At 72.7% G+C, this 26119-nt stretch carries 24 protein-coding genes; 12 read left to right on the top strand and 12 right to left on the bottom strand.

The window, feature by feature from the left end:
- Positions 1-29: 29 nt before the first annotated feature.
- Both ACFYXS_RS17730 and ACFYXS_RS17725 read right to left on the bottom strand, forming a co-directional pair.
- On the bottom strand, positions 30-2423 hold the full coding sequence (locus ACFYXS_RS17730) for an HAD-IC family P-type ATPase (RefSeq protein ID WP_389248993.1): 2394 nt from the start codon (positions 2421-2423) through the stop codon (positions 30-32).
- A 92-nt stretch (positions 2424-2515) separates the two neighbouring features.
- Complete coding sequence (locus tag ACFYXS_RS17725) at positions 2516-2782, bottom strand: DUF2530 domain-containing protein (protein WP_389249857.1); 267 nt, start codon at positions 2780-2782, stop codon at positions 2516-2518.
- Positions 2783-3031: 249 nt separating this feature from the next.
- Between ACFYXS_RS17725 and ACFYXS_RS17720 the strand changes: the two genes are divergently transcribed.
- Positions 3032-4492, top strand: a complete 1461-nt coding sequence (locus ACFYXS_RS17720) for an NCS2 family permease (RefSeq protein WP_389248991.1) — start codon at positions 3032-3034, stop codon at positions 4490-4492.
- Here the strand turns inward: ACFYXS_RS17720 and ACFYXS_RS17715 are convergent.
- Positions 4462-4671 (bottom strand): ribbon-helix-helix protein, CopG family, encoded by a 210-nt coding sequence (locus ACFYXS_RS17715; RefSeq protein ID WP_319662981.1) that lies wholly within the window; start codon positions 4669-4671, stop codon positions 4462-4464. The two genes, ACFYXS_RS17720 and ACFYXS_RS17715, sit on opposite strands and share 31 nt — an antisense overlap.
- 198 nt (positions 4672-4869) lie before the next feature.
- Between ACFYXS_RS17715 and ACFYXS_RS17710 the strand changes: the two genes are divergently transcribed.
- Positions 4870-5262, top strand: a complete 393-nt coding sequence (locus ACFYXS_RS17710; RefSeq protein ID WP_389249855.1) for a MarR family winged helix-turn-helix transcriptional regulator — start codon at positions 4870-4872, stop codon at positions 5260-5262.
- A 174-nt stretch (positions 5263-5436) separates the two neighbouring features.
- A complete protein-coding gene (locus ACFYXS_RS17705; RefSeq protein WP_389249853.1) occupies positions 5437-6819 on the top strand; it encodes an MFS transporter in 1383 nt (460 codons plus the stop codon).
- A gap of 376 nt (positions 6820-7195) precedes the next feature.
- Here ACFYXS_RS17705 and ACFYXS_RS17700 read toward each other — a convergent pair whose 3' ends face one another.
- Positions 7196-7690 carry a hypothetical protein gene (locus tag ACFYXS_RS17700; RefSeq protein WP_389248986.1) on the bottom strand — a complete coding sequence of 165 codons (495 nt, stop codon included), beginning with the start codon at positions 7688-7690 and terminating at the stop codon, positions 7196-7198.
- Positions 7691-7853: 163 nt separating this feature from the next.
- Entirely contained in the window at positions 7854-10640 is a 2787-nt protein-coding gene (locus ACFYXS_RS17695) for an FAD-binding and (Fe-S)-binding domain-containing protein (protein ID WP_389248984.1), read from the bottom strand.
- Between the two features lie 84 nt (positions 10641-10724).
- On the opposite strand from ACFYXS_RS17695, the gene serC reads away from it, so the two are divergent.
- Positions 10725-11843 (top strand): phosphoserine transaminase, encoded by a 1119-nt coding sequence (serC, locus tag ACFYXS_RS17690; RefSeq protein WP_389248982.1) that lies wholly within the window; start codon positions 10725-10727, stop codon positions 11841-11843.
- Between the two features lie 53 nt (positions 11844-11896).
- Here serC and ACFYXS_RS17685 read toward each other — a convergent pair whose 3' ends face one another.
- Together ACFYXS_RS17685 and ACFYXS_RS17680 are read right to left on the bottom strand one after the other, a co-directional pair.
- Positions 11897-12943, bottom strand: a complete 1047-nt coding sequence (locus ACFYXS_RS17685) for a hypothetical protein (protein ID WP_389249851.1) — start codon at positions 12941-12943, stop codon at positions 11897-11899.
- 31 nt (positions 12944-12974) lie between these two features.
- Entirely contained in the window at positions 12975-13559 is a 585-nt protein-coding gene (locus tag ACFYXS_RS17680) for a disulfide bond formation protein DsbA (RefSeq protein WP_389248980.1), read from the bottom strand.
- Positions 13560-13714: 155 nt separating this feature from the next.
- Between ACFYXS_RS17680 and ACFYXS_RS17675 the strand changes: the two genes are divergently transcribed.
- The 3 genes from ACFYXS_RS17675 to ACFYXS_RS17665 all read left to right on the top strand — a co-directional run bounded on the left by ACFYXS_RS17675 (position 13715) and on the right by ACFYXS_RS17665 (position 15986).
- Complete coding sequence (locus ACFYXS_RS17675) at positions 13715-14419, top strand: GDSL-type esterase/lipase family protein (RefSeq protein WP_389249849.1); 705 nt, start codon at positions 13715-13717, stop codon at positions 14417-14419.
- Positions 14420-14453: 34 nt separating this feature from the next.
- Complete coding sequence (locus ACFYXS_RS17670; protein WP_389248978.1) at positions 14454-15449, top strand: aldo/keto reductase; 996 nt, start codon at positions 14454-14456, stop codon at positions 15447-15449.
- A gap of 117 nt (positions 15450-15566) precedes the next feature.
- The gene (locus tag ACFYXS_RS17665) at positions 15567-15986 is read left to right on the top strand and encodes a CBS domain-containing protein (protein ID WP_319662990.1); all 420 of its coding nucleotides are present in this window, start codon (positions 15567-15569) and stop codon (positions 15984-15986) included.
- A gap of 144 nt (positions 15987-16130) precedes the next feature.
- Here the strand turns inward: ACFYXS_RS17665 and thpR are convergent, their stop codons facing one another.
- Both thpR and ACFYXS_RS17655 read right to left on the bottom strand, forming a co-directional pair.
- Positions 16131-16733 (bottom strand): RNA 2',3'-cyclic phosphodiesterase, encoded by a 603-nt coding sequence (thpR, locus tag ACFYXS_RS17660; RefSeq protein WP_389248975.1) that lies wholly within the window; start codon positions 16731-16733, stop codon positions 16131-16133.
- Between the two features lie 25 nt (positions 16734-16758).
- Positions 16759-17859, bottom strand: a complete 1101-nt coding sequence (locus ACFYXS_RS17655; protein WP_389248972.1) for a citrate synthase 2 — start codon at positions 17857-17859, stop codon at positions 16759-16761.
- Between the two features lie 259 nt (positions 17860-18118).
- Here ACFYXS_RS17655 and pdxH point away from each other — a divergent pair, with 259 nt between their 5' ends.
- A complete protein-coding gene (pdxH, locus tag ACFYXS_RS17650) occupies positions 18119-18748 on the top strand; it encodes a pyridoxamine 5'-phosphate oxidase (RefSeq protein WP_389249847.1) in 630 nt (209 codons plus the stop codon).
- Positions 18749-19113: 365 nt separating this feature from the next.
- A complete protein-coding gene (locus tag ACFYXS_RS17645; protein ID WP_389248970.1) occupies positions 19114-20436 on the top strand; it encodes a PAS domain-containing protein in 1323 nt (440 codons plus the stop codon).
- A 27-nt stretch (positions 20437-20463) separates the two neighbouring features.
- Here ACFYXS_RS17645 and ACFYXS_RS17640 read toward each other — a convergent pair whose 3' ends face one another.
- Positions 20464-21213 carry an SIS domain-containing protein gene (locus tag ACFYXS_RS17640; protein ID WP_389248968.1) on the bottom strand — a complete coding sequence of 250 codons (750 nt, stop codon included), beginning with the start codon at positions 21211-21213 and terminating at the stop codon, positions 20464-20466.
- A 112-nt stretch (positions 21214-21325) separates the two neighbouring features.
- Here ACFYXS_RS17640 and ACFYXS_RS17635 point away from each other — a divergent pair, with 112 nt between their 5' ends.
- Together ACFYXS_RS17635 and ACFYXS_RS17630 are read left to right on the top strand one after the other, a co-directional pair.
- On the top strand, positions 21326-22018 hold the full coding sequence (locus ACFYXS_RS17635) for a metal-dependent transcriptional regulator (protein WP_389248966.1): 693 nt from the start codon (positions 21326-21328) through the stop codon (positions 22016-22018).
- A 329-nt stretch (positions 22019-22347) separates the two neighbouring features.
- Positions 22348-23214: an alpha/beta fold hydrolase gene (locus ACFYXS_RS17630; RefSeq protein ID WP_389248964.1), complete on the top strand. Its 867-nt coding sequence runs from the start codon at positions 22348-22350 to the stop codon at positions 23212-23214.
- A gap of 16 nt (positions 23215-23230) precedes the next feature.
- On the opposite strand, the gene purU is transcribed toward ACFYXS_RS17630, so the two are convergent.
- Together purU and ACFYXS_RS17620 are read right to left on the bottom strand one after the other, a co-directional pair.
- Positions 23231-24109: a formyltetrahydrofolate deformylase gene (gene purU / locus ACFYXS_RS17625; RefSeq protein ID WP_389248962.1), complete on the bottom strand. Its 879-nt coding sequence runs from the start codon at positions 24107-24109 to the stop codon at positions 23231-23233.
- Positions 24110-24178: 69 nt separating this feature from the next.
- A complete protein-coding gene (locus ACFYXS_RS17620; protein ID WP_389249845.1) occupies positions 24179-24625 on the bottom strand; it encodes a hypothetical protein in 447 nt (148 codons plus the stop codon).
- Positions 24626-24786: 161 nt separating this feature from the next.
- On the opposite strand from ACFYXS_RS17620, the gene ACFYXS_RS17615 reads away from it, so the two are divergent.
- Positions 24787-26064, top strand: coding sequence for an ABC transporter substrate-binding protein (locus ACFYXS_RS17615; protein WP_389248960.1), 1278 nt, complete (start codon positions 24787-24789; stop codon positions 26062-26064).
- Positions 26065-26119: the final 55 nt, after the last annotated feature.

Genomic DNA, 26119 nt, shown 5'->3' with positions numbered 1-26119 from the left:
ACGGGGCGCCGGGTGTTCCGGCGGGCGCCTCAGACGTCCGCCCGGGACACCCGGCGCCACACCACTTCCAGCACCGCCGACGCCGCGACCGCCACGGCGACGGCCGTCCAGGGGCCCTGGGTGCCGACCAGGCGCAGGGCGAAGAACTCCTGGAGCCAGGGGACGACCAGGACGACGAGGAAGGCCGCGCCCATGGCGAGCACCAGGACGATCCGCCACCAGGTGTAGGGGCGGGCGACGATCGCCAGCACCCACATGGCGATGAGGAACAGCGTCAGCGTGGCCGCGCTGGTCTCGGCGTCGAGCGCGTCCGCCCCCTGGTAGTGGTGGCGGGCCAGCATGTACGTCACGAAGGTGGCGACGCCCGCGATCACCCCGGCGGGCAGCGAGTACCGCATCACCCGCCGCACGAACTGCGGCTTGGCCCGCTCCTTGTTGGGGGCCAGGGCCAGGAAGAAGGCGGGCACGCCGATGGTCAGGGTGGACAGCAGCGTCAGGTGCCGGGGCAGGAACGGGTACGGCGCGTGCCAGATGACCACCAGCAGGGCGAGCAGCACCGAGTAGACGGTCTTGGTGAGGAACAGCGTCGCGACGCGCGTGATGTTGCCGATGACGCGGCGGCCCTCGGCGACGACCGAGGGCAGGGTCGCGAAGCTGTTGTTCAGCAGCACGATCTGCGCGACGGCCCGGGTGGCCTCCGAGCCGGACCCCATGGCGACGCCGATGTCGGCGTCCTTGAGCGCGAGCACGTCGTTGACCCCGTCACCGGTCATCGCGACGTTGTGGCCGCGGGACTGGAGCGCAGCCACCATGTCCCGCTTCTGCTGCGGCGTGACGCGCCCGAAGACCGTGCCGCGGTCGAGGACGGCCGCCATCTCGCCGCGGTCGGCCGGCAGGCTGCGGGCGTCCACCGGGGCGTGGGCGCCGGGCAGGCCCAGCTGGCCCGCGACCGCGCCGACGGAGACCGCGTTGTCGCCGGAGATGACCTTGGCCTGCACCTGCTGATCTGCGAAGTAGCGCAGCGTGTCCCCCGCGTCGGGGCGCAGCCGCTGCTCCAGCACGACCAGCGCGGCCGGGGTCACGGAGGCGGTGACCGCGGCGTCGGCCAGCCCCTTGCGGGCCCGGGCGAGCAGCAGGACGCGCAGTCCCCGGGCGTTGAGGTCGTCGATCTCGGCGAGGGCGCGGTCGCCGCCGGGGAGCAGGACGTCGGGGGCGCCGAGCAGCCAGGTGCTGCTGTCGCCGTCCGGCCCGGTGAACGCGGCGCCGCTGTACTTGCGGGCGGAGGAGAACGGCAGCGCCTCCGTGACGTGCCAGCCGTCGTCCGGGGCGGGGAAGGCCTCGGCGACGGCGGCGAGCGTGGGGTTGGGCCGCGGGTCGGAGGCGCTGACCGCGCCGAGCACCTGCCGCACGTAGGGCTCGGGGAGGCCGTCGAGCATGCGCAGTTCGGAGACGTCCATGCCGCCCTCGGTGAGCGTGCCGGTCTTGTCCAGGCACACCACGTCGACCCGGGCGAGCCCCTCGATCGCGGGCAGTTCCTGCACCAGGCACTGCTTGCGGCCCAGCCGGACCACCCCGATCGCGAAGGCCACCGAGGTCAGCAGCACGAGTCCCTCGGGGACCATCGGCACGATGCCGCCGACCATGCGGCGGACGGCCTCGCGCCAGTCGTTGCCCTCCAGCACCAGCTGGCTGACGATGAGGCCGATCGCGGTCGGGACCATCATCCAGGTCACGTACTTCAGGATCTGGCTGATGCCGCTGCGCAGTTCGGAGTGGACGAGGGTGAAGCGGCTGGCCTCCTCGGCCAGTTGCGCGGCGTACGCCTCACGGCCGACCTTGGTGGCGGTGAACGCGCCGCCGCCGGCGACGACGAAGCTGCCGGACATCACCGGGTCGCCGGGGTGCTTGACCACCGGGTCGGCCTCACCGGTGAGCAGGGACTCGTCGATCTCCAGGTTGTCGGCCTCGGCGACCTCGCCGTCGACCACCACCTTGTCGCCGGGCCCGAGCTCCACCAGGTCGCCGAGGACGATCCCGGAGGTGGGGACCCGCGTCGCGACGCCGTCCCTGCGGACCACCGGTTTGGCCTCGCCGATGACGGCCAGGCCGTCCAGGGTCTTCTTGGCGCGCCATTCCTGGAAGATCCCGATGCCGGTGTTGGCGATGATCACGAAGCCGAAGAGCCCGTCCTGGATCGGGCCGACCACCAGGATGATCAGGAAGAGCACGCCGATGATGGCGTTGAAGCGGGTGAAGATGTTCGACCGCACGATGTCGGCCAGCGAGCGCGAGGACGTCGCGGGGACGTCGTTGACCTCGCCCCGCGCCACCCGCTCCGCGACCTCGGCACCCGTCAGCCCCCGCAGCGCCGGCGGCACGGCGCCCGCCGTGTCCCACGCCTGAGTCCCCATGCGGTCCGTCATGAGTTCGACGGTACGTGTCGATCGCCGCGGACGCGTCGTGAGCCCGGGCGTCTCCGGGATGTCCCGGGGTGGGTGTCCACCCGGGTCGGAGGTCAGGCGTGCTCGGCGTGCTCCGGCTCACCGGCCTGCTCGGCGGCCCTGGACCGGGCGATCGCGTCGCGGCGGGCGCGGACGTACCAGAGGCCGATCAGGCCGAGACCGCCGCCGGCCAGGCAGGTCCAGATGATCCACGCGTGCCCGTGGTCCGCGTACCAGCCGTAGAAGGGCAGCTGCACGACGAAGAGCGCGAACCAGACGACGGTGCCGATGGTGACGGTCGCGACATCGTTGGCCTCCAGCGGCGCCGGTGCCTCGCGCAACGGTGTCGCCGTGCCCTCGGTCGGCCGGTCCGTGCCGGAGGTGCCGGCCGTGTTGTCGGGGTTGCCGGGCTCGCTGCTGCTCATACCGCACAGCCTACTCATGCCCCCTGGGGGGTCTACGCGCGGAGATAGCGTTTGGTCCGTTCATATGTTCATACTGAATCCATCTGTGGATGACGTGATTCATTCGTAGGAACATCCAAGCAAGCCGCTTCCCCCCGCTCCGCCCCTCCCCCCGCAAGGACCCGCATGTCCCCGTCGACCACCGCAAAGGTCGTGTCCAGTTCCCCGCCCCCGCCCCCGGCGGCCGCCCATGGCGCGCTCGACCGGTACTTCCGCATCTCCGAGCGGGGGTCCTCGATCCCCCGCGAGATCCGCGGCGGACTGGCCACCTTCTTCGCGATGGCCTACATCATCGTCCTGAACCCGATCATCCTGAGTTCGGGCGTGGACAAGTACGGCCACCACCTCGACAACGGCCAGCTCGTCACGGCCACCGTCCTGACCGCCGCGTTCACCACGCTGCTGATGGGTGTCATCGGCAACGTGCCGATCGCGCTCGCGGCCGGCCTCGGCGTGAACACCATCGTCGCGCTCCAGCTCGCGCCCCGGATGAGCTGGCCGGACGCCATGGGCATGGTCGTCCTCGCGGGCCTGGCGATCATGGTGCTGGTCGCCACCGGCCTGCGGGAGCGGGTCATGAGCGCGGTCCCGCTGGGGCTGCGCAAGGCGATCGCCATCGGCATCGGACTGTTCATCGTGCTGATCGGCCTGGTCGACTCCGGCTTCGTCTCCCGCATCCCGGACGTCGCGCACACCACCGTGCCGCTGCAGCTCGGCGGGAACGGGCACCTGCTCGGCTGGCCGGTGCTGATCTTCATCCTCGGCGTGCTGGTCACGCTGGCGCTGCTCGCCCGCAAGGTCCCCGGCGCGATCCTCATCAGCATCGTGGCGATGACCGTGCTCGCGCTGATCGTGGACGCGGTCGCGGACGTCAAGCCGGGCGCGTGGGGCCTGACCGTGCCGCAGTGGCCGGGAAATCCCGTCTCGACCCCGGACTTCGGGCTGCTCGGCAAGGTGAGCCTGTTCGGCGGCTTCGGCGAGGTGGGCATCGTCACGGGCCTGCTCTTCGTCTTCACCGTGCTGCTGAGCTGCTTCTTCGACGCGATGGGCACCATCCTCGGCGTCAGCGACGAGGCGCACCTGCTGGACGAGAAGGGCGATCTGCCCGGGATGAGCAAGGTGCTGATGGTCGACGGCATCGCGACCGCCGCCGGTGGTCTGACCTCCTGCTCGGCCAACACCTGCTACGCGGAGTCCACGGCCGGCGCCGGTGAGGGCGCGCGCACCGGGCTCGCGTCGGTCGTCACCGGTCTGCTCTTCGTGGTGGCGCTGTTCCTCACGCCGCTGGCCACCATGGTCCCGGCCCAGGCGGCGACCCCCGCGCTGGTGGCGGTGGGCTTCCTGATCATGGCGGGCGGTGTCCGGGACATCGACTGGAGCGACTTCACGATCGCCGTCCCGGCGTTCCTGACGATGCTGCTGATGCCCTTCACCTACTCGATCACCAATGGCATCGGCATCGGCTTCATCACCTTCTGCCTGCTGCGGCTGGCGACGGGGCGCGGCCGTGAGGTGCCGCCGGCGCTGTACGTGGTGGCGGGCGTCTTCGTCTTCTACTACCTGATGCCGGCGCTGGGGCTGGCGTAGCCCTCCGCGTAGAACTGCTCGGTCTCGTCGACGGAGGCCTTGAGCCGCTCGTCGAAGTCGTCGCGAATGAGCGTCCGGACTATGTAGTCCTGGACGCTCATTCCGCGTTTCGCGGCGTGAGCCTGGAGACGGTCCAGCAGGTCCCCGTCTATACGCATGCTGAGCACTCTCGAAGCCATGGGGCCAGGGTCCGGGTCAATCGGTCGTGCGTGCGTCGATTTCGGGTCGGAACTCACCCGGATGGGTGAGTTCGCTCACGAATGCGTTTGGCACGGGTACCGCGTTTTCCTTAGCATTGCTAATGAGCTAATCTAAGTAACGTGACTGAACTGTCCGAGGACGACCGCACAGCGGTGAACACGCTGCGCGCCGCCGTGATGCGGCTGTCCCGTCGACTGCGCCACCAGAGGGTCGACGAGTCGCTGAGCCCCACGGAGATGGCGGTGCTGGGCACCCTGGCCCGCTGCGGCTCCGCCACGCCCGGGGAACTGGCCCGCAAGGAGCACGTCCAGCCGCCGTCGATGACCCGCATCGTCGCCATGCTCGAGTCCAAGGGGCTGGTCCGCAGGGACCCGCACCCGGACGACCGCCGCCAGGTCGTCGTCCGGCAGACCGAGGCGGCCGAGGCGATGCTCGAGGAGAGCCGCGTCAAACGGAACGCCTTCCTCGCGCAGCTCATGGAGGGGCTCGACGACGACGAGCGTGCGGTGCTGCGGGCCGCGGCCCCCGTCCTGGAGAAGCTCGCTCACTCCGACACCAACCCTCGATGAGGAGGCGAAACCCGATTGAGTTCGGCAGCCGCATCTGACGCCGCACCCGAACCGACCACCCCCGACCCCGCGCCGGGTGGGCCGTCCGCCGACGCGGCGCCGCCGGACCGGGCGGCCGAACCGTCCGAACCGGCTGAACCCGTCGAACCGGGCGAGGCCGCCGACCCCGCCGACCTGGCGAACCCGGCGGGCGCCGACACCGCCGCGGGCGCCGCCGAGGCGTCCCGCGTCGCCGGCCCGCCGGACCCCTCCCGCAGGGGGACCTTCAGCTCGCTGCGCAACCGCAACTACCGGCTGTTCGCCTCGGGCGCGCTGATCTCCAACACCGGGACGTGGATGTCCCGGATCGCGCAGGACTGGCTCGTGCTGAGCCTGACCGGCTCCTCCTTCGCGGTGGGCATCACCACCGCGCTGCAGTTCCTGCCGATGCTGCTGTTCGGGCTCTACGGTGGCGTGATCGCGGACCGCTACCCCAAGCGCCGGATCCTGCTGGGCACCCAGGTGACCATGGGCGCGCTCGGCCTGCTGCTGGCGGCGCTCACCCTGTCCGGCTCGGTGCAGGTGTGGCACGTCTACGCGATCGCCTTCGGCCTCGGCATGGTGACCGTGGTCGACAACCCGACGCGGCAGGCCTTCGTGGTGGAGATGGTCGGCCCGGCCGACGTGCGCAACGCCGTCTCGCTGAACTCCGCGAACTTCCAGAGCGCCCGGCTCATCGGCCCGGCCGTCGCCGGTGTGCTGATCACCGCGGTCGGCAGCGGATGGGCCTTCCTCTTCAACGGCCTGTCCTTCCTGGCGCCGCTCACCGGTCTGCTGCTGATGCGCGACTCCGACCTGTACGCCGTGCCCACCGCCCCGCGCGGCAAGGGCCAGCTGCGCGAGGGCCTGCGCTACGTGGCCGGACGGCCCGAGCTGATCTGGCCCATCGTGCTGGTCGGCTTCATCGGCACCTTCGCGTACAACTTCCCGATCTGGCTGACCGCCTTCGCCGACCACGTCTTCCACGGCGACGCCGGGATGTACGGCCTGTTCAACTCCGTGCTCGCGGTCGGCTCCGTCATCGGCGCGCTGCTGGCCGCCCGCCGCGGCAGCACCCGGCTGCGGTTGCTGGTGGGTGCCGCGTTCGCCTTCGGCGCGCTGGAGATGGTGGCGGCGCTGGCGCCCACGTACTGGGTGTTCCTGGTGCTCATGCTGCCGATCGGCATGTTCGGGCTGACGTTCAACACCACCGCCAACGCCAGTGTGCAGCTCGCCACGGACCCGGCGATGCGCGGCCGCGTCATGAGCCTGTTCATGATGGTCTTCGTCGGCGGCACCCCCCTCGGCGGGCCGCTCGTCGGGTGGGTCACGGACCAGTTCGGCGCCCGGATCGGCTTCCTGTCCGGGGGCCTGGTCGCGGCCCTGGCGGCGCTCTCCGTGGGCCTGTTCCTCGCCCGGCTGGGCGGGCTCCGGCTCAAGATCGACCTGCACCGCGGCAAGGACCACAAGCTCATCGAGCTCGTACCGAAGGAGTCAGCGCAGCAACCCCAGCCCTGGTCGACGGCCTCCGCGTCGTAGCGCTCACGGGCCCCGTCGCCGCGGCCTCGTTCGGTGTCCCGCTGACCTGGTGGCCGTGGCCTCGCCGTTCCGAGTGAACGCCCGAGCCCGGCCGCCGATGCCGCCCTACCGGCACACCCCGGGCGGCTCCCGGCGACGTGAACGTGGGCACGTGGCTCCGGGGCCGCCCGAGGTGGGCTGCGTCCGGGGTGGGGCGACACCCCACCTGGCGATGCCTTCCAGCCTGGACGCCGACCGCAGCGAGGCGCGGCCGTGGTCCGGGCCGGCGGATCCCAGGGCCGCGGGGCCGACGGCGACGGTGCCGCTCACCACCCGGCCGCGGTCGGCCTCCTCAGGGCCGGAGCCGCACGGCAGGCCGAAAGGGCCGCGGGCACGCTCAGCTGCCGTTGTGTTCGCCGCGCATCCGGTCCAGGGTGTCCACGGCCCGCTCGTAGGTGCGCCGCCGGCTCACGGCGGCCGGAACGCCTCGGGAGAGCCGCGTGGGCACCGCGCTGCCGTCGGTGCAGACGATCCACAGCACCTCGACGCCCGTCCACGCCGAACTCATCACATCGGCGCGCGGACGGCTCTCGAAGCCGGCGATCCGCGACCAGGGCACGACCACCTCGCGGGTGCCGAGCACCCGCACGCCCTCCCCCGAGACGAACACCCCGGAGGACGTGAGCCGCCACATGAAGCGACCGAGGCGGAGGAGGCCGTACCCGGCCGGCGGGAGCAGGAGCACGCCCAGGACGACGCTCACCGCACCGCCGGAGCGGACGATGCCGCCCGCGAGGATCGCGAGTGGCATCACCAGCCGAACCAGTACGAAGGCACGCGCCACGGGCCGCGTCGGATTCCCGTAGAGCCGTACCCAACTGCTGGTTGTCATGACTACATCCAATTCCACAGGGTGGAGAGGTGCCGGACAGGGTGGTGCCGGTGAACTGGTACCGGCGCTCCGCCGGGATCGGCAGATCGCACCGAGCCCGACGAACTCGACACCACGCGGTTCTGAGCCGCGGAGTGCCCGCCGCCGCGCGACGGTCGCACGGTCACAGCCCGTCGGCCAGGACCTCCGCGAGGTGCCGGGCGCGTACGCCCGCGAGCTGGTCGATCTGGGTGCGGCAGGAGAAGCCGTCGGCGAGGACGGCGGTGCCGGGGCGGGCGGCGCGCAGGGCGGGGAGGAGCTGCTCCTCGGCGCAGGCGACGGAGATGTCGTAGTGGCCGCGTTCGAAGCCGAAGTTGCCCGCGAGACCACAGCAGCCGGCGGAGAGTTCGCCGGTCAGTCCGGCGCGGGCGCGCAGCCGGCGGTCGGGGGCGTCGCCGAGCACGGCGTGCTGGTGGCAGTGCGTCTGACCGGCGACGGGCGCGCCGAGCCGGGGCGGGGTCCAGCCGGGGGCGAACTCCTCCAGGGTCTCGGCGAAGGTGCGCACGGAGGAGGCCAGCGCGCGGGCGTCGTCGGTGCCCAGGAGTTCCGGCAGGTCGGTGCGGAGCGCGGCCGCGCAGCTGGGCTCCAGGACGACCACCGGCAGTCCGGCGTCGAGGACCGGCCGCATCCGGTCCACCGTGCGCCGCATGACGGTGCGGGCCTGGTCGAGCTGGCCGGTGGAGACCCAGGTCAGACCGCAGCAGACGGCCCGCGGCGGGAGGACCGGCCGCAGCCCCGCGGCCTCCAGTACCCGCACCGCGGCCCGGCCGGTCCCCGGGGACAGGCGGTCGGTGAAGGTGTCGGGCCACAGGACGAGGTCGCCCGGGGCCGGGGTGCCCGGCCGTCCGCGCGTCCGCCGCCACCAGCGCGTGAAGGACTCCTCCGCCAGCCGTGGCAGCGCCCGTTCCGGCGCGATGCCCGCCGCCCGCCGGGCCAGTGCCGCGGCCGGGCGGATCCGGGCGAGCGCGTTGAGCCCGCCCGCGAAGGGGCCCGCCGCGCGCAGCCACACCGGCAGCCGGCCCATCGCGTAGTGCGCGGCGGGCCGCGGCCGCCCCCGGTAGTGGTGGTGCAGGAACTCGGCCTTGTACGTGGCCATGTCGACGCCCACCGGGCAGTCGCTGCGGCAGCCCTTGCAGGACAGGCACAGGTCCAGCGCGTCCAGGACCTCCGTCGAGCGCCAGCCGTCCGTGACGACCTCGCCCGCCAGCATCTCGTGCAGCAGCCGGGCCCGGCCGCGCGTGGAGTGGCGCTCCTCGCCCGTCGCGCGGAACGAGGGGCACATCACCCCCGCGTCCCGCGGCGCGGCGTCGCGGCACTTGGCGACGCCGACGCAGCGGCGCACGGCCGCCCCGAAGTCCCCGCCGTCGTCCGGGTATCCGAAGGCCACCTCGACGGGCTCCTTGGGCAGCACGGCGAAGCGCAGGCCGGTGTCCAGTGGTTCGGGCCGCACCAGCATGCCGGGGTTGAGTCCGCCCTCCGGGTCGAGCAGGTCCTTGAACCGGCCGAACAGGCCGACCAGTTCGGGCCCGTACATGAGCGGCAGCAGCTCCGCGCGCGCCTTGCCGTCGCCGTGCTCCCCGGACAGCGAGCCGCCGTGCGCCACCACGAGGCCCGCCACGTCCTGCGAGAAGCGGCGGAACCGGGCCACGCCCGCGTCCCGCACCAGGTCGAAGTCGATGCGTACGTGGATGCAGCCGTCGCCGAAGTGCCCGTACGGGGCGCCGCGCAGCCCGTGCCCGGCCAGCAGGGCGCGGAAGTCGCGCAGATAGGCACCCAGCCGGGCGGGCGGGACGGCGCAGTCCTCCCAGCCGGGCCACGCCTCGGTGCTCGCCCCCGACGCGGACCGGATGCGGGTGGCGGTGCCGGCCGCGTCCTCCCGCAGTCCCCACAGGGCGCGCTGCGCGGCGGGATCGGTGACCACGACGGAACCGGCCGCGCCGTCGGCGCCCGCCAGCCGGCACAGCGCCTGCGCCTCCCCGACGCCCGGCATCTCCACGAACAGCCAGGCCGCGCCCGCGGGCAGCAGCTCCGCCCGGCTCCTGGTGGCGCTGTCCACCAGGTCGGCGGCCATCCCCTCGACCGTGAGCGGCCCGTACGGCAGGAGGCCGGGCGCCGCGTCGGCGGCGGCGCCCTCGTCCGGGTAACCCAGGACGACCAGCACCCGCACCGGCGGCGCGGATACCAGGCGCACCTCCGCCTCGGTGACCACCGCGAGCGTGCCCTCGCTGCCGGTCAGGGCGCGGGCCAGGTCGCGGCCCCGCTCGGGGAGCAGCGCGTCCAGGGCGTAGCCGGAGATGCGGCGGGGCAGGTCCTGCGGGTAGCCGGTGCGCAGCAGCGCCAGATGGGCGTCGGTGAAGGCCCGCACGTCCGCCCGGAGCGGGTCGCGGGTGCGCAGCGCGTCGCCGCCGTAGGTGAGCGCCTCCAGCCCGCGCACGTTGTCCGCCGTGGTGCCCCAGGCCACCGAGTGCGCGCCGCAGGCGTTGTTGCCGATCATGCCGCCGAGGGTGCAGCGGCTGTGCGTGGACGGGTCGGGGCCGAAGGTCAGCCCGTGGCCGGCCGCCGCCCGCCGCAGGTCGTCCAGGACGACGCCGGGCTGGACCCGGGCCGTCAACGCGTGCGGGTCCAGGGACACGATCCGGTGCATGTGCCGGGTGAAGTCCAGGACCACCCCGGTGCCCGTCGCCTGCCCCGCGATCGACGTGCCGCCGCCGCGCGGCACCACCGGCACGCCGTGCTCGCGGCACACCGCGAGCGCCGCCGCCACGTCCTCGGCGTCGCGCGGCGCCACCACGGCCACCGGGACGCGCCGGTAGTTGGACGCGTCCATCGTGGTCAGCGCCCTGCTCTGGGCGTCGAACGCGACCTCGCCCCGCACGTCCCGTTCCAGCGCCCGGCGCAGATCCTCCGTCATGTCCCCAGCCTGCCCCACCCCGGCTCATGTCTCACCGCGTGGACTACTCCCCGAAACCGCCTCGTAACGCACTACGCTGCGAACGTGGCCGAGATCCAGATCCCCGCTGACATCAAGCCCGCCGACGGACGTTTCGGTTCGGGCCCCTCCAAGGTGCGGCCGGAGGCGCTCGACGCGCTGGCCGCGACCGGCACCTCGCTGCTGGGCACCTCTCACCGGCAGGCGCCGGTGAAGAACCTGGTCGGCCAGGTGCGCGACGGCATCAGGCAGTTGTTCTCCCTCCCCGAGGGCTACGAGGTGGTGCTCGGCAACGGCGGTTCCACCGCGTTCTGGGACGTCGCCACCCACGGCCTGATCGAGCGCAAGTCCCAGCACCTGAGCTTCGGCGAGTTCTCCTCGAAGTTCGCCAAGGCCGCCGAGCTCGCGCCCTGGCTGGACAAGCCGACCGTGATCGCCACCGACCCGGGCTCCCACCCGGACGCGGTCGCCGAGGCCGGAGTGGACGTCTACGCCCTCACCCACAACGAGACCTCCACCGGTGTCGCGATGCCGCTGCGGCGCGTCGCGGGCGCCGACGACGGCGCGCTGGTCCTGGTGGACGCCACCTCCGGCGCGGGCGGCCTGCCGGTGGACGCCACCGAGACCGACGTCTACTACTTCGCCCCGCAGAAGTCCTTCGCCGCCGACGGCGGCCTGTGGCTCGCGCTGTTCTCCCCGGCCGCGCTGGAGCGCGTGGAGCGGATCGCCGCCTCCGGCCGCCACATCCCGGCGTTCTTCGACCTGCCGACCGCGATCGACAACTCGAAGAAGAACCAGACGTACAACACCCCCGCGCTGGCGACCCTCTTCCTCCTGAACGAGCAGCTGGAGTGGATCAACGGCCAGGGCGGTCTGGAGTGGGCCGTCTCCCGCACCGCCGACTCCTCCTCGCGCCTGTACACCTGGGCCGAGAAGTCCGAGCACGCCACGCCGTTCGTCACCGACCCGGCCAAGCGCTCCCAGGTCGTCGGCACGATCGACTTCGCCGACGCCATCGACGCCGCCGCCATCGCCAAGGTGCTGCGCGCCAACGGCGTCGTGGACACCGAGCCGTACCGCAAGCTCGGCCGCAACCAGCTGCGCGTCGCGATGTTCCCGGCCGTCGACCCGGCCGACGTGGAGGCGCTGACCGCCTGCGTCGACTACGTCGCCGAGCGGCTCTGACCCCAGCCGTACGCGAAGCCGGTGGGCGCGGGCGCCCACCGGCTTCCGCGCGCTCAGGCCGAGCGGCCGCCCCGGCGCAGCAGCCGGCGGGCCGCCACGACGACCGCGGCCAGCGCGGCGATGGTCAGGGCGCCGATCGTGAACTGCCCCATCGACCGCTGCCCGCCGCCGTCGCCGGGTGCCTGCGCCCCGCCGCCCGTGGCGGACGACGAACCGGACGGCGAGGCACCGGCCCCGCGGACGTCGTCGGGACGCTCGTCCCCGGTCAGAGGGACCCGGTAGACCTCGCTGTCCTGGCCCTCGCTGCCGTACATCAGGGCGCGCCCGTCGGTGGTGAAGGTCACGGACTCGCCCTGCCGCTGCAGCGGTACGTGCATCTGGCCGATCTCGTGCGGGACGCCGTCCGCCCAGCGGTACATCAGGGCGCCGAAGTAGCCGCGCAGCACCAGGCGGCTGCCGTCGGGGGAGAAGGCGCCGTCGGTGATCCACAGCGGGATGTCGGTGGTGCGCCGGAAGATGTTCGTGCCGGAGGCGCTCATCCGCGCCGGGCCCTCGTAGAGCGCGCCGCCGTCCTCGTTCTTGCTGGCGATCCAGATCCGGCCGGTGCGCGGGTCGACCATCATCGCCTCCGCGTTCCGCGGCCCGGCGTCGTACTTCACGACGTACTGGGTGGCCCGCACGGTCTGGTCGGCCAGGTGCTTGGGCTCCGGGAAGCGGTAGATCCACACGTACGGCCAGGTGCCGCCGAGGTTGTCGCCGATGTCGCCGACGTAGATGTCGCCGTCCGGGCCGATGGAGATCGCCTCGACGTCGCGCGGTCTGCCGATGCCGCGCAGGGTCACGGTGGCGACGGTCTTCCCGGTCGCGGAGTCCACGGCGTAGACGTACGGGCCGTCGTCGCTGTCGTTGTGCGTCCAGTAGACGCCCTTGTGGAGCCGGCTGGCGGCCAGGCCGCTCGACTCGGTGATCCGCGGGTCCGTCATGGTGAAGGCCAGGGACTCGCCGTCGTCGGCGGCCGCGGTGCCGGCGAGGCCGGGAACACCGAGGAGCGGGACCGAGACGAGTGCGGTCGCCGCGGCCGCGGCGAGCAGAGGACGCATGCGCATGCGCCCAGCCTGCCAGGTGAGAGGCTCAGCCGAAGTCGAGAGCGCGGGTCCGGCCGCGCTTGAGTTCGAAGAAGGCGGGGTACCCGGCCGGCAGCCGCACCCCGTCGAAGACCCGCAGGGCCTCCTCGCCGCGCGGTACGGGGGTCAGCACCGGCCCGAAGAAGGCGACCCCGTCGATGTGGATCGTGGGGGTGCCCACCTCCTCGCCGACCGGGTCCATGCCCTCGTGGTGGCTCTTGCGCAGTTCCTCGTCGTACGCGGTGCTGTCCGCGGCCTCCGCGAGCGTCCGCGGCAGCCCCGCCCCGGCCGGCGCCTCGCGCAGCAGAGCGTCCGAGACCGGTCGGTCCTGGACGTGCAGCCGGGTCCCCAGCGCCGTGTACAGGCCGCGCAGCACCTCCCCGCCGTGCTCCCGCGCCGCGGCGACGCACACCCGCACGGGGCCCCAGCCGGTGCTCAGCAGCCGCTCGTGGCCCTCGTTGAGCACGGACAGGCTCATCACGTGGAAACGCAGGTCGAGGTCGCGCTGCCGCTCGACCTCCAGGATCCAGCGCGAGGTGATCCGGGCGAAGGGGCAGACGGGGTCGAACCAGAAGTCCACGGAGTTCGTCACGGCCCCGACCCTGGAAGGGGAACGGCCCCCTCGGCAGGGCCGCTTCGGCCGCGGGGAGATGGGCCACTTCCGGCCCGGGCGGGAGTGTCTATCATCTCGTCATGTCCCGACGGTCCCGCGCTCCCCTCACCTCCCGCACCCCGCTCACCTCGTGGATGTTCGTCGGCGACTCCATGACCATCGGCAGCACCGGCGACCTCACGTGGCGCTACCGCATGTGGCGGCACCTGAGCGCGCTCGGCGAGCCCTTCGCGATCGTCGGCCCGCGCACCGCGCTGTACGACACGGCGGCCGACGCCGCGGTCTCCCACGCCTACGGCGACCCCGCCTTCCCGCAGGAGGCGCGCCGCCACCTGGCCGGCTGGGGCGAGGGCTGGCTGCACATGGCGCCGCTGATCGAGGACGCGGTGCGCGAGCACCGGGCGGACGTGCTGCTGGTCTCCCTCGGGCTGATAGACCTCGGCTTCTACACCGACCCCGCGCAGACCGAGGACAACCTTCGGCTGTTCGTCGAGCGGGCGCGGGCCGCCAACCCCCGTGTCGCCGCAGTGCTGTTGCCGGTCATCCCCAACACCCGGTGCGCGCAGGACCCCGGATTCGCCGCGCACTGCGAGGAGTTCAACACCCGCACCGTCAAGGCCGTCGCCGATCTGGCCACGCCGGCGTCGCCGCTGCTGCTGGCCTCCCGCCCGGCCGGCTGGGACCTCGCCCGGCACACCTACGACGGCACCCACCCCAACGCCGCGGGCGAGCACCTGCTCGCCGCCGCCTTCGCCGACGCGATGCACCAGGCGTGGGGCACCGGGGCGCCCTACCGGGCCGCCGGGGCGGCCTCTGCGGCCTCGGGGAACGGCGCTTGATTCGAGCGCACTCGAAGAGCTTGGCTTGTGCCCCATGGAGTACACACAGCTCGGACGCACCGGACTCAAGGTCAGCCGGCTCGTACTGGGAACGATGAACTTCGGCCCGCAGACGGACGAGGCCGACAGCCACGCGATCATGGACGCCGCACTGGACGCCGGCGTCAACTTCTTCGACACCGCCAACGTCTACGGCTGGGGCGAGAACAAGGGCCGCACCGAGGAGATCATCGGCACCTGGTTCGCCAAGGGCGGCGGCCGCCGTGAGAAGACGGTCCTCGCGACCAAGGTGTACGGCAACATGGGCGCCGACGGCACGCCCTGGCCCAACGACGACAAGCTCTCCGCGCTCAACATCCGCCGCGCGTGCGAGGCGAGCCTGAAGCGGCTGGGCACCGACCACATCGACGTCTACCAGTTCCACCACGTCGACCGTGCGACGCCGTGGGAGGAGATCTGGCAGGCCGTCGACGTCCTCGTGCAGCAGGGCAAGGTGCTCTACGCCGGGTCGTCGAACTTCGCCGGCTGGCACATCACCCGCGCCAACGAGGCTGCCGCGCGCCGCGGTTCGCTCGGCCTGGTCAGCGAGCAGTGCCTGTACAACCTGGCCGAGCGGCGCGCCGAGATGGAGGTCATCCCGGCGGCCCAGGCCTACGGCCTGGGCGTCATCCCCTGGTCGCCGCTCAACGGCGGCCTGCTGGGCGGCGCCCTGCGCAAGGAGCGCGAGGGCGGCGGCTCCCGCTCGACCTCCGGGCGCGCCGCCGACTCGCTGAAGGACGGCGCGGTGCGCGCCCAGGTGCAGTCGTACGAGGACCTGGTCGACAAGGCGGGCCTGCAGCCCGGCGACGTCGCCCTGGCCTGGCTGCTGACCCGGCCCGGCGTGACCGGACCGATCGTCGGCCCGCGCACCCGCGAGCAGCTCGACTCCGCTCTGCGCGCGGTCGAACTGGAGCTGTCGGAGGACCTGTTGACGGACCTGGACGGTGTCTTCCCCGGCACCGGTCCGTCCCCGGAGGCCTTCGCCTGGTGAGCCAGGCCCGCGGCGCGGGCGGCCCCGGTGCGGACGCTGTCCGTGCCGGGGCCGCCCCGTCCGGCGCAGCCGCCCGGTCCGGTCGCAGATTCACCCGGTCGGGCGCACGATGAGGGTATGACGACAGCCAAACAGATCATGCATCCAGGCGCCCGTGCGATCCCGGCGACCGAGAGCCTCGACCGGGCCGCGCAGCTCATGCGCGAACTCCACGTCGGTGCGCTCCCCGTCCACGGATCGGACGACCGGATGATGGGCATCATCACGGACCGCGACATCGTCGTGAAGTGCGTGGCGGCCGGCCGTGATCCGTCGAAGGTCACCTGTGGGGACCTCTGCGAGGGCACCCCGCGATGGATCGACGCCGAGGCGGACGTCAACGACGTGCTGAGCGAGATGGAGACCCACCGCATCAAGCGGCTGCCGGTCGTCGAGAACAAGAAGCTCATCGGGATGATCACCGAGGCCGACCTGGCCCGTCACCTCACCGACGAGCAGATCGCCGAGTTCGTCGCGAACGTCTACGCCGAGACCTGATCCGCACCGGGCCCGGCCCGGGCGGTACCCGTCGTCAGCGGACCAGCGCGCTCACGACCACCACGACCACCAGCAGGGCGAGGGCGGCGGTCATCACTCGGGTTCGGGTCTTCGGGTTCACACACCGAGGTTAACCCCAGCGGTTCAGTGCCCCAGCGGGCAGGTCCGCAGTCGCTCGTAGCGGGGCTGGGCGCCCGGCACCCCAGGTGCGGGCGGATGGCTCCGCACGAGAGCGATGGCGTCGGCCGTCCACACGGTGCCCCGGAAGGCGCCGAGCGCGTCGGTGAAGGGCCGCAGGCCCACCCGGCCGCGGTGGCCGCGCTGGCGGGCGAGGGTCAGATGGGCGTGGAAGCGGCCGTGCTCGTCCTCGTAGTGGACGCCGGCCCGCCGCGCGGCCGCCTGGGCGGCCTCCGCCAGGTGTGCTGTGCTCCGGCCGTCCCGGGCGTTCTGCCCGTCCGGCCCCGTCTCGTCCAGCCCCGCCCACAGGGTGCGGTCCCCGAAGCGGCCACCCCCGGCCAGGCCGGCGCGGTACGGCCGATGGCGCCGGGCCGCCCGGTCCAGGCGCTCGACGAGCCCGGGGAGCAGCTCCTCGCCGACCTCGCCGAGGAACGCCAGCGTCACGTGCCACCCGGCCCGTTCCGTCCACCTCAGCCCGTCGGCGTCCGGCAGGGCGCGCAGCGCGTCGACCGCGTCACCGAGCTCCGCCAGCGCCGCCCTGGGGGGCACGACCGCCACGAACAGCCTCATGCTCCCCAGGGTGCCGCCATGCGGGCTAGTCCGCGATGTCGCCGTAACCCTCGACGTCGCGCGGGTCGCGGGCGCCAGGGCCCACGTAGCGGGCCGACGGGCGCACCAGACGCCCGGTGCGCTTCTGCTCCAGGATGTGCGCCGACCAGCCGGCGGTGCGGGCGCAGCTGAACATCGACGTGAACATGTGCGCCGGGACCTCGGCGAAGTCGAGCATGATCGCCGCCCAGAACTCCACGTTCGTCGCCAGCACGCGGTCGGGGCGCCGCGCGTGCAGCTCCTCCAGCGCGGCCTTCTCCAGCGCCTCGGCGATCTCGAAGCGGGGCGCGCCCAGCTCCCGGGCGGTGCGCCGCAGCACCCGCGCACGGGGGTCCTCGGCCCGGTAGACGCGGTGGCCGAAGCCCATCAGTCGCTCGCCCTTGTCGAGGGCCTGCTTGACGTACGCCGTCGCGTCGCCGGTGCGCTCGATCTCCTCGATCATGCCCAGCACCCGCGAGGGCGCGCCGCCGTGCAGCGGGCCGGACATCGCGCCCACCGCGCCCGACAGGGCGGCGGCCACGTCGGCGCCGGTCGAGGCGATGACCCGGGCGGTGAAGGTGGAGGCGTTCATGCCGTGCTCGGCGGCGGACGTCCAGTAGGCGTCGACGGCCTTGACGTGCTTGGGGTCGGGCTCGCCGCGCCAGCGGATCATGAAGCGCTCGACGACCGTCTCCGCCTTGTCGATCTCGCTCTGCGGCACCATCGGCAGCCCCTGGCCGCGCGCGGACTGCGCCACGTAGGACAGCGCCATGACCGCGGCCCGCGCCAGGTCCTCGCGCGCCTGCTCGGCGTCGATGTCCAGCAGCGGCTTCAGGCCCCAGACCGGCGCCAGCATCGCCAGCGCCGACTGCACGTCGACGCGGATGTCACCGGAGTGCACGGGGATCGGGAAGGGCTCGGCCGGCGGCAGTCCGGGGTTGAAGGCGCCGTCGACCAGCAGGCCCCACACGTTTCCGAAGGAGACGTGGCCCACGAGGTCCTCGATGTCCACGCCTCGGTAGCGGAGAGCGCCGCCTTCCTTGTCGGGTTCGGCGATCTCCGTTTCGAAGGCGACGACTCCCTCGAGTCCGGGTACGAAGTCGGACATCAGGCGGCTCCTCTTGATGCGGTCGACGATCGGCGTGCGCGGTGCTTGTGGCACGGGGTGGCACGGGGTGCCCGAACGATATCTCCGGGTGTCCACCGGCGCTGAGAGCTGGCGGATACCCGGCCTGTAAGTCTGTCCCCTCCCACTGACGGCGTGAAGCGTGAGGTGGGGCACATAGTTTGCGGCACACCGTGCCGCGGGGGCGGGCGTCGTACTGCAAGATGTGCGGGTGCAGCACCTCCACCACGATCCCGCCGCCATGCGCAAGCAGTACCGCGCCCGCGGACTGGCCGAGACCGAGCTGGCCGCCGACCCGTACACGCAGTTCGCGCGCTGGTTCGCCGACGCCGTGAACGGCGGCATCGACGAGCCCAACGCCATGGTCGTCTCCACCGCGGACGCCGAAGGGCGGCCGAGTTCCCGGACCGTCCTGCTGAAGAGCTACGACCACCGCGGCTTCGTCTTCTTCACCAACTATCGGTCCAGGAAGGGCCGCGAGCTCGGCGAGCGGCCGTACGCCTCGCTCCTCTTCCCCTGGCACCCGATCGCCCGGCAGGTCATCGTCGGCGGCCGGGTGGAGCGGGTGACCCGGGAGGAGACCGGGGCGTACTTCCGCACCCGGCCGCACGGTTCCCGGATCGGGGCCTGGGCCAGCGAGCAGTCCTCGGTGGTCGGTTCGCGGGAGGAACTGGAGCGCCGGTACGCGGAGCTGGCCGAGCGCTGGCCCGAGGAGGCGGAGGTGCCGGTGCCGCCGCACTGGGGCGGCTTCCGGGTGATCGCGCGGACCGTGGAGTTCTGGCAGGGCCGGGAGAACCGGCTCCACGACCGCCTGCTGTACGAGGCGGACGGCGCTGAGGGCGACTGGACGGTGCGGCGGCTGGCCCCGTAGGCCCCGCCCGGGCCCGGAGACGCAGGCGACCCGCGGGCTGCTCCCTGGACGGAGGCCGTCCAGGCATCGGCCGGACGAATCCGACGAGCCCGCGGGTCGGGTGACTGCGATGGATTGGCCCGCGTCGCGCATCGCGCGCAGGCGAGGAGCGCGGTGCTAGCCCGCAGCCACCTCACGCGTCCGATGGGAACTCATTCTCCGGACCACCTCCCTTCGTGTGTGCCCGCCACTTTAAGAAGCGGTCCGTCGCGCCACAACCCATTTTTTTGCGTCCCCCGTCCCCCTTTAATGCACCCGCCGCCGGTGCGCACCGATTTCGGCGAACTGGCTGTGTCCTGGGTCACATCCGGGTTGAATGTTCCGACGTGCAGTCATTCGATGCGACGCCGCAGCTGCTCGCCGCGCTCCTCGACGGCATGGAGGCCGGACTCTGTGCCTTCGACCGCGACGGAGTGATCACGCACTGGAACACCGAGGCCGTGCGCATCCTGGGGTGGACGCCCGAGGAGGCCGTCGGCCGCAAGGGCTTCGCCGGCTGGGCGGCGCGCACGGCCGACGCCGAGGAGGTCCGCTCCCGGCTGCTCGCCGTGATGGACGCCGCCGGGCGGCAGGTGCACGAGTTCGCCCTGCTGACCAAGGACGGCCGCCGGGTGCTGGTGCGCACCCAGTCCGCCGCCGTGCAGGGCGCCGACGGCCGCCCGGCCGGGGTCTACTGCGCGTTCTCCGAGGTGCACGCCCAGATCGACCTGGAGCGCTCGATCGCCCTGAGCGAGGCGCTGTTCGACGACGCCTCCTCCGGTGTCGTCCTGGTCGACGCGGACCTGCGCCCCGTCGTCGTCAACGCGTACGCCGCCCGGGTGCTGCACACCAGCCGGGACGCGCTGCTGGGGCGGCCGCTCGGCGACTTCCTCGACCAGGGCGTGGAGGAACTGGAGTCCGCGATGCAGCACGTGCTCGCGGAGGGCGCCCCTCCGGTGCCGTCCGAGCTGTGGGTCGGCCTGCGCGAGGAGGGCGGCACCCGCTGCTGCTGGCGCAGCAGCTTCGTGCGGCTCGGCTCGCCGCTCGGCGAGGAGCCGGTGCCGCTGGGGGTGGGCTGGCTCTTCCACGACATCACCGACGCCAAGGTCGCCGAGCGGGAGGCGGCGGTGCTGCGCTTCCGCAGCAACCAGCTGCAGCGGGCGGCCCGGGCGGTCGCCGAGTGCCGGGAGCCGATGGAGGCGGCCACCTGCTACGTGGACTTCGCGCTCGCGGGCTTCGCCGAGAACGCGCTGCTGGACGTGCTCACCGCGGACGGGACGCGGCTGGTGCGCGCCGCCGCCACGCCCTCCGGCGGCTCCGGGCCCTGCCTGCCCGTCGCCGGTGGCATCCCCGTGCGCTACGGAGAGGGCCATCCCGCGCTCCAGGCGGTGGCCCGCACCGGGGCCGTCCGCGCCTCCTTCGGCGCCCTCGCGGGGTCGGAACCCGCCTCCCGCGCCCAGATCGACGCGTGGTCCGCCGCCCGCCGCTGGCCCGACGGCACGGTGCACGGGCTGTGCGCCGTGCTGCGCAGCCGCGGCCGCACCCTGGGCACGCTCACCTTCCTGCGCGGCATGGGGCGGCGCCCCTTCGACCGCGTGGACGCGGCCTTCGCGGAGGACGTGGCGCTGCGGGTGGCCGCGGCCCTGGACCTGGCGCCGCGGGAGCGGTAGGCCCGGGGCCCGGACGGGGACGTGCGCTCAGTGACGGTAGAAGATCCGGTCCCGGTACTCGTCGAAGACCGCGGCGTTCCACTCGTGGCCGCCGTCCACGTTGCCCGAGCGCAGCATCGGAGGGGTGGTCCCGCGCTCCGCGAGCCGCTGCGCCGCCGTCGCGACGACCGCCTGCATCAGCGCGCTGGTGACCACGGTGGAGGCGGGCCCGAAGGGTGCCGGGATGCCCTCGTCGGACAGCTCCGCGTCGCCGAGGGCGATCTTGCTGTCGAGGACGATGTCGCAGTGGTCCTTCAGGAACGTCCCGCTGGAGTGCCGCGACCGGGTCTCCTTCGCGTACGCGACCGAGGTGACGCCGATGACCTTGACCCCCATCGCCCGCGCGTCCCGGGCCATCTCCACGGGCAGGGCGTTGCGGCCGGACAGGGAGATGATCACCAGCACGTCGCCCGCGCGCAGCGGCGAGGTCCGCAGCACGACCCCGGCGAGGCCGTCGACCTGTTCGAGGGCGCTGCCGAGCGTGGCCGGGACGACGTCCACGCCGACCGCGCCGGGCACCGCGAGCAGGTTGACCAGCGCGAGCCCTCCGGCGCGGTAGACGACGTCCTGGGCGGCGAGCGAGGAGTGGCCGGCCCCGAAGGCGAAGACCCGCCCCCCGCCGGCCACGGCGTCCGCGACGGCGCCGGCGGCCGCCTCGATTCCCTCGGACTCCTCGTCCCTCACGCGCCGCAGGAGTGCGATGGCGGCGTCGAAATATGTGGCGGCCAGATCGGTCATGCCGGCAACCGTGGTGCGCGCGGCGTCCGCCTGTCAACCGCAGGGGACCGGTTGTCGGTCCGATGCGTCAGAATTGAGGCCAGGGCCACGCACGAGCCACCGAGGGGCACGCATGTCCGGACTCATCGACACGACGGAGATGTATCTCCGCACCATCCTGGAGCTGGAAGAGGAAGGCGTGGTCCCCATGCGCGCCCGAATCGCCGAGCGGCTGGACCAGAGCGGTCCGACCGTGAGCCAGACCGTCGCACGCATGGAGCGCGACGGTCTGGTGCACGTGGCCGGCGACCGGCATCTGGAGCTGACCTCGGAGGGCCGCCGCATCGCCACCCGCGTGATGCGCAAGCACCGGCTCGCCGAGTGCCTGCTGGTCGACGTGATCGGCCTGGAGTGGGAGCACGTGCACGCGGAAGCCTGCCGCTGGGAGCACGTGATGAGCGAGGCCGTCGAGCGGCGCGTCCTGGAGCTGCTGCGGCACCCGACGGAGTCGCCGTACGGGAACCCGATCCCGGGCCTGGAGGAGCTGGGCGACAAGGACGGCGCGGACCCGTTCCTGGACGAGGGCATGGTCAGCCTGAGCGAGCTGGAGAGCGGGCTCTCCGGCGCGAGCGTGGTCGTGCGGCGGATCGGCGAGCCCATCCAGAACGACGCGCAGTTGATGTACACGCTGCGGCGGGCCGGCGTGCAGCCCGGCGCGGTGGTGTCCGTGACCCCCTCGGCGGGCGGTGTGCTGGTCGGCAGCGGCGGCGAGGCCGCGGAGCTGAGCAGCGAGACCGCCTCGCACGTGTTCGTCGCCAAGCGGTAGGCGTTCGGGCGCTCCGGCGCTCCGGTGGGCCGCCGTGGTGGAAGGGACTCCGGCGCCTCCCCGTGCGCCGGAATCCCGTCCTCCCCCCGTTCCCCCCGGTTCCCCCTGGTCCCCGTGGAGGCCACCCGGATCCCCGAGCTGTCCGGGTGGCTCCCCGCTGCCCGTCTTCCCCGCCGGGCCGCGTCCCGCTGAAGTCCTCCCCTCGGCGCGCGCCGACAATCCTTGAGCGCTGTCACTCGAAAGAGCGGTGTTGCGCGTGTGAAGGCGCTTCTCGAACAGAGATTCGATAGCCTGGGGTCCTGAGAACGTCACGCACCAGGGGGCGCCACATGGCCAGGCGTAGGGAAATCACCGGAGCGGACGGCCTTCCGCTCACCGCGTGGGAGCACGCCGGTGGGCCCGGAGCGGCCTCCGGCCCCGCCGTACTGCTGCTGCACGGGCTGATGGGCCGTGCCTCGCAGTGGGCCGGGACCGCCCGGCGGCTCGTCGGCCGCCACCGCGTCGTCGCGCTGGACCAGCGCGGGCACGGCGGCAGCCCCAAGCCCGAGGGGCCGTACTCGCGGGAGGCGTACGTCGGCGACGCCGCCGCCGCGATCGAGCAGCTGGGGCTCGGCCCGGCCGTCGTCATCGGGCATTCGATGGGCGCCCTCACCGCGTGGCAGCTCGCCGCCCGCCGGCCGTCCCTGGTGGACGCCGTGGTGCTGTGCGACATGCGCGCGGCCGCCGTCGGGGAGGCCGATCAGCGCTCCTGGGAGGACTGGTTCCGGGCCTGGCCGGTGCCCTTCGCGAGCCTGGACGCGGTGCGCCGGTGGTTCGGCGAGGAGGACCCCTGGACGGAGGGCCGCCGTCCGGCCCGCGGGGAGTTCTTCGCCGAGGTGATGGAGCGGACGGGCGACGGCTGGCGCCCGGTGTTCGACCGGCGCCACATGCTGCGCTCCCGTGAGCCCTGGGTCCACGACGCCCACTGGGATGAACTGGCCCAGGTCTCCTGCCCCGCCCTGGTGGTGCGCGGCCTGGACGGCGATCTCGGCCGCGCGGAGGCCCAGGAGATGGTCCGCGTCCTGCCCCGGGGCGTGTACGCGGAGATCCCCGACGCCGGGCACCTGGTCCCCTGGGACCAGCCCGAGGCCTGGTGCGCGGCGATCGAGGGCTTCCTCGCGGACGTCGCGGAGGCGCCGGTGTGCCGCGCGGGCTGACGCCGCGCGGCAGGGGTCAGGCGAAGACGACCGTGCGGTGGCCGTTGAGCAGTACGCGGTGCTCGCTGTGCCACTTCACGGCTCGCGCCAGCGCCTGGCACTCCACGTCCCGGCCGACGGCGACCAGTTGATCGGGCGTCAGGTCGTGACCGACCCGCTCGACCTCCTGCTCGATGATCGGCCCCTCGTCGAGGTCCGCCGTCACGTAGTGCGCCGTGGCGCCGATGAGCTTCACGCCGCGGGCGTGGGCCTGGTGGTAGGGGCGGGCGCCCTTGAAGCTCGGCAGGAAGGAGTGGTGGATGTTGATGATCCGCCCGGACAGCTCCTTGCACAGGTGGTCCGAGAGGACCTGCATGTAGCGGGCGAGGACGACCAGCTCCACGCCTTCCTTCTCCACCAGCGCCAGCAGCTGGGCCTCGGCCTCGGCCTTGGACTCCTTGGTCACCGGGATGTGGTGGAAGGGGATGCCGTAGGAGCCGACCAGCTCCGCGAAGTCGGTGTGGTTGGACACGACGGCGGCGATCTCGACCGGCAGCGCGCCGATACTGGTGCGGAAGAGCAGGTCGTTGAGGCAGTGCCCGTACTTGCTGACCAGCAGCACGATCCGCATCCGCTCGCCGGACGGCGTGATCTGCCAGTCCATGCCGTAGGCGTCCGCGACGGCGGCGAAGCTGGCCCGCAGCTTGTCCGCGCCGACCGGGTGGTCCGACGTGAAGTGCACCCTCATGAAGAACAGTCCCGTGTCCCGGTCACCGAACTGCTGGCTGTCCTCGATGTTGCACCCGGTCATGAAGAGGTAGCTCGACACGGCGTGCACGATGCCCGGCTTGTCGGGGCAGGACAGCGTGAGGATGTACTGCTCGGACGGCTGCTGCGACTCGTCGACGGCGTTCACGGGCCTAGCCTCGCACACGCGGTGCCGGCTGATCCAAGACGTCCACGGGCCGGTCCCCGGGCAGATCCGTCAGGCGGTCCGCATGTAGATCTTGAGGACGTCCAGTGAACGCGGCGGCGCGTCCGGGTCCTCGCCGTCCGCGGTCGCCAGGCGGACGTGCGCCTCGCGGGCCGCGCGGACCGCCTCGGGCCAGGCGTGGTGCTCCAGGTAGGCCGAGATCGGCGCGTCGGCGCCCACCTGGTGCAGGATCTTCAGGACCCGCAGCACGGCGACGTCGACGAGCGCCGCCTCCTGTGAGTCGCGGAAGACCGTTCCGACGTACTTCTCGGCGGACCAGTTGTCGAGCCAGGTGTCCTCGACCAGGCGGTACACGGCGTCCGTCACGTCCCCGAAGCCGGGCCGGCCGGCCAGCCAGGTCTCCTGGTGGAAGACCGGGTCGCTGATCATGTGCAGCGCGGAGCGCACATTGGCGCGCCAGCGCCACCACGGCATGTCGTTGAGCGGCATGTCCCCCATCGTGGAGGAGCGGACACGCCGGCGGGAAGACTTCTCGGCACTCTGCACAGTGCACGATCGTACGTGCTCCAGATAGGAGCACATTATTTTCACCCTCCCGTTGGCCTGCGTTCCCTTGCGTTCACCCTGGAGTTGTGGAACGAGCGGAATCGTCCCGTTCCATGAGTGATTGGCGTTCGCGAACGGCCGTTCCCCTTGTCAGTGCGGCGGCCGGCGTCGCTCTGCTGGTCGGCTGCGGCGTGCTCCCGGGGGGGACTGGGGGTTCGACCGGACCTGTCGTCGTGATGACGTGGGCCCCACAAGGAACCAATGCGACCAACATGCCGGGTATGCCGGCCATGGCGAGCACCTTCGCCAAGTACGTCAACGCCAAGGGCGGTATCGGCGGACGTGAGCTGAAGGTCATCAACTGCAACGAGCACAACACCTCGCTGGGCGCGCAGGATTGCGCGCAGCGTGCCGCGGACGAGGGCGCGGTCGCCGTCGTCGGTTCGTACAGCCAGTACGGCGCGGCGTTCACCTCCACGCTGGAGGCCGAGGGCATCCCCTACATCGGCGGCTACGGCGTCACGCAGGACGAGTTCGAGAGCCCGCTGTCGTACCCGATCAACGGCGGTCTGACCACGCTGATGGCCGGCAACGGCCGTCAGCTGGCCGGCAAGTGCGACAAGGTGAGCCTGGTCCGCCCCGACACGGCGGCCGGCGATCTGTTCGCCCGTTTCCTGGACACGGGCCTGCAGGACGCCGGGCGCACGAAGGCGACGGACCTGCGCGCCAAGGAGGACTCCACCGACTACAACGAGATCGCCCGGCAGGCGGTCGGTGACAACCAGGCCGACGAGTGCGTCAGCGCGGCCCTCGGTGACAAGACGGCCACCTTCTTCGACGCCTTCCGCCGCACCACCACCCACAACCCGCTGACCGGCAAGGACGAGGAGCCGAAGGCCCTGATCGCCTCCGTGCTCGGCAGCGTGCAGCAGTCCACGCTCGACAGCACCGGCGGTGCGAGCAGCCCGCTGGAGGGCGCGTACGTCACCGGCTGGTACCCGCCGGCCTCCGACGCGCGCTGGGCGACGATGCGCGAGGCGATCAGCAAGTACGCGTTCGGCAACAACGACATCGACCCCGACGACCCCGGCGTGCAGACCACGTGGATCGCCTACACGGCCTTCGCCGAGGTCGTCGACGAGATGGGCAACGACGCGCCGGTCACCGCCGCCACGGTGAAGCAGGCGCTGGACAAGGCGCACGGGATCTCCACCGGCGGGCTCACCCCGCCGCTGGGATGGCGTGAGCAGGACGCCGCCTCGATCATCGACCAGCCGCGCATGGTCAACGGCAAGGTGACCTACCAGAAGGTCGTCAAGGGCCAGTTGGTCGCCGTGAGCAAGGGCTTCGTCGACATGACGAAGACGCTGGAGAACGCCCCCCGCGACTGAGCCGGCAACCGGCCCCGCACGTCGCCGGCACCGCCGGACCGCCGGTACCGCATCG

The sequence above is a fragment of the Streptomyces sp. NPDC002574 genome (assembly GCF_042889545.1).
Taxonomy (GTDB): Bacteria; Actinomycetota; Actinomycetes; order Streptomycetales; family Streptomycetaceae; genus Actinacidiphila.
This window is presented reverse-complemented; position numbering and strand designations above follow the sequence as displayed.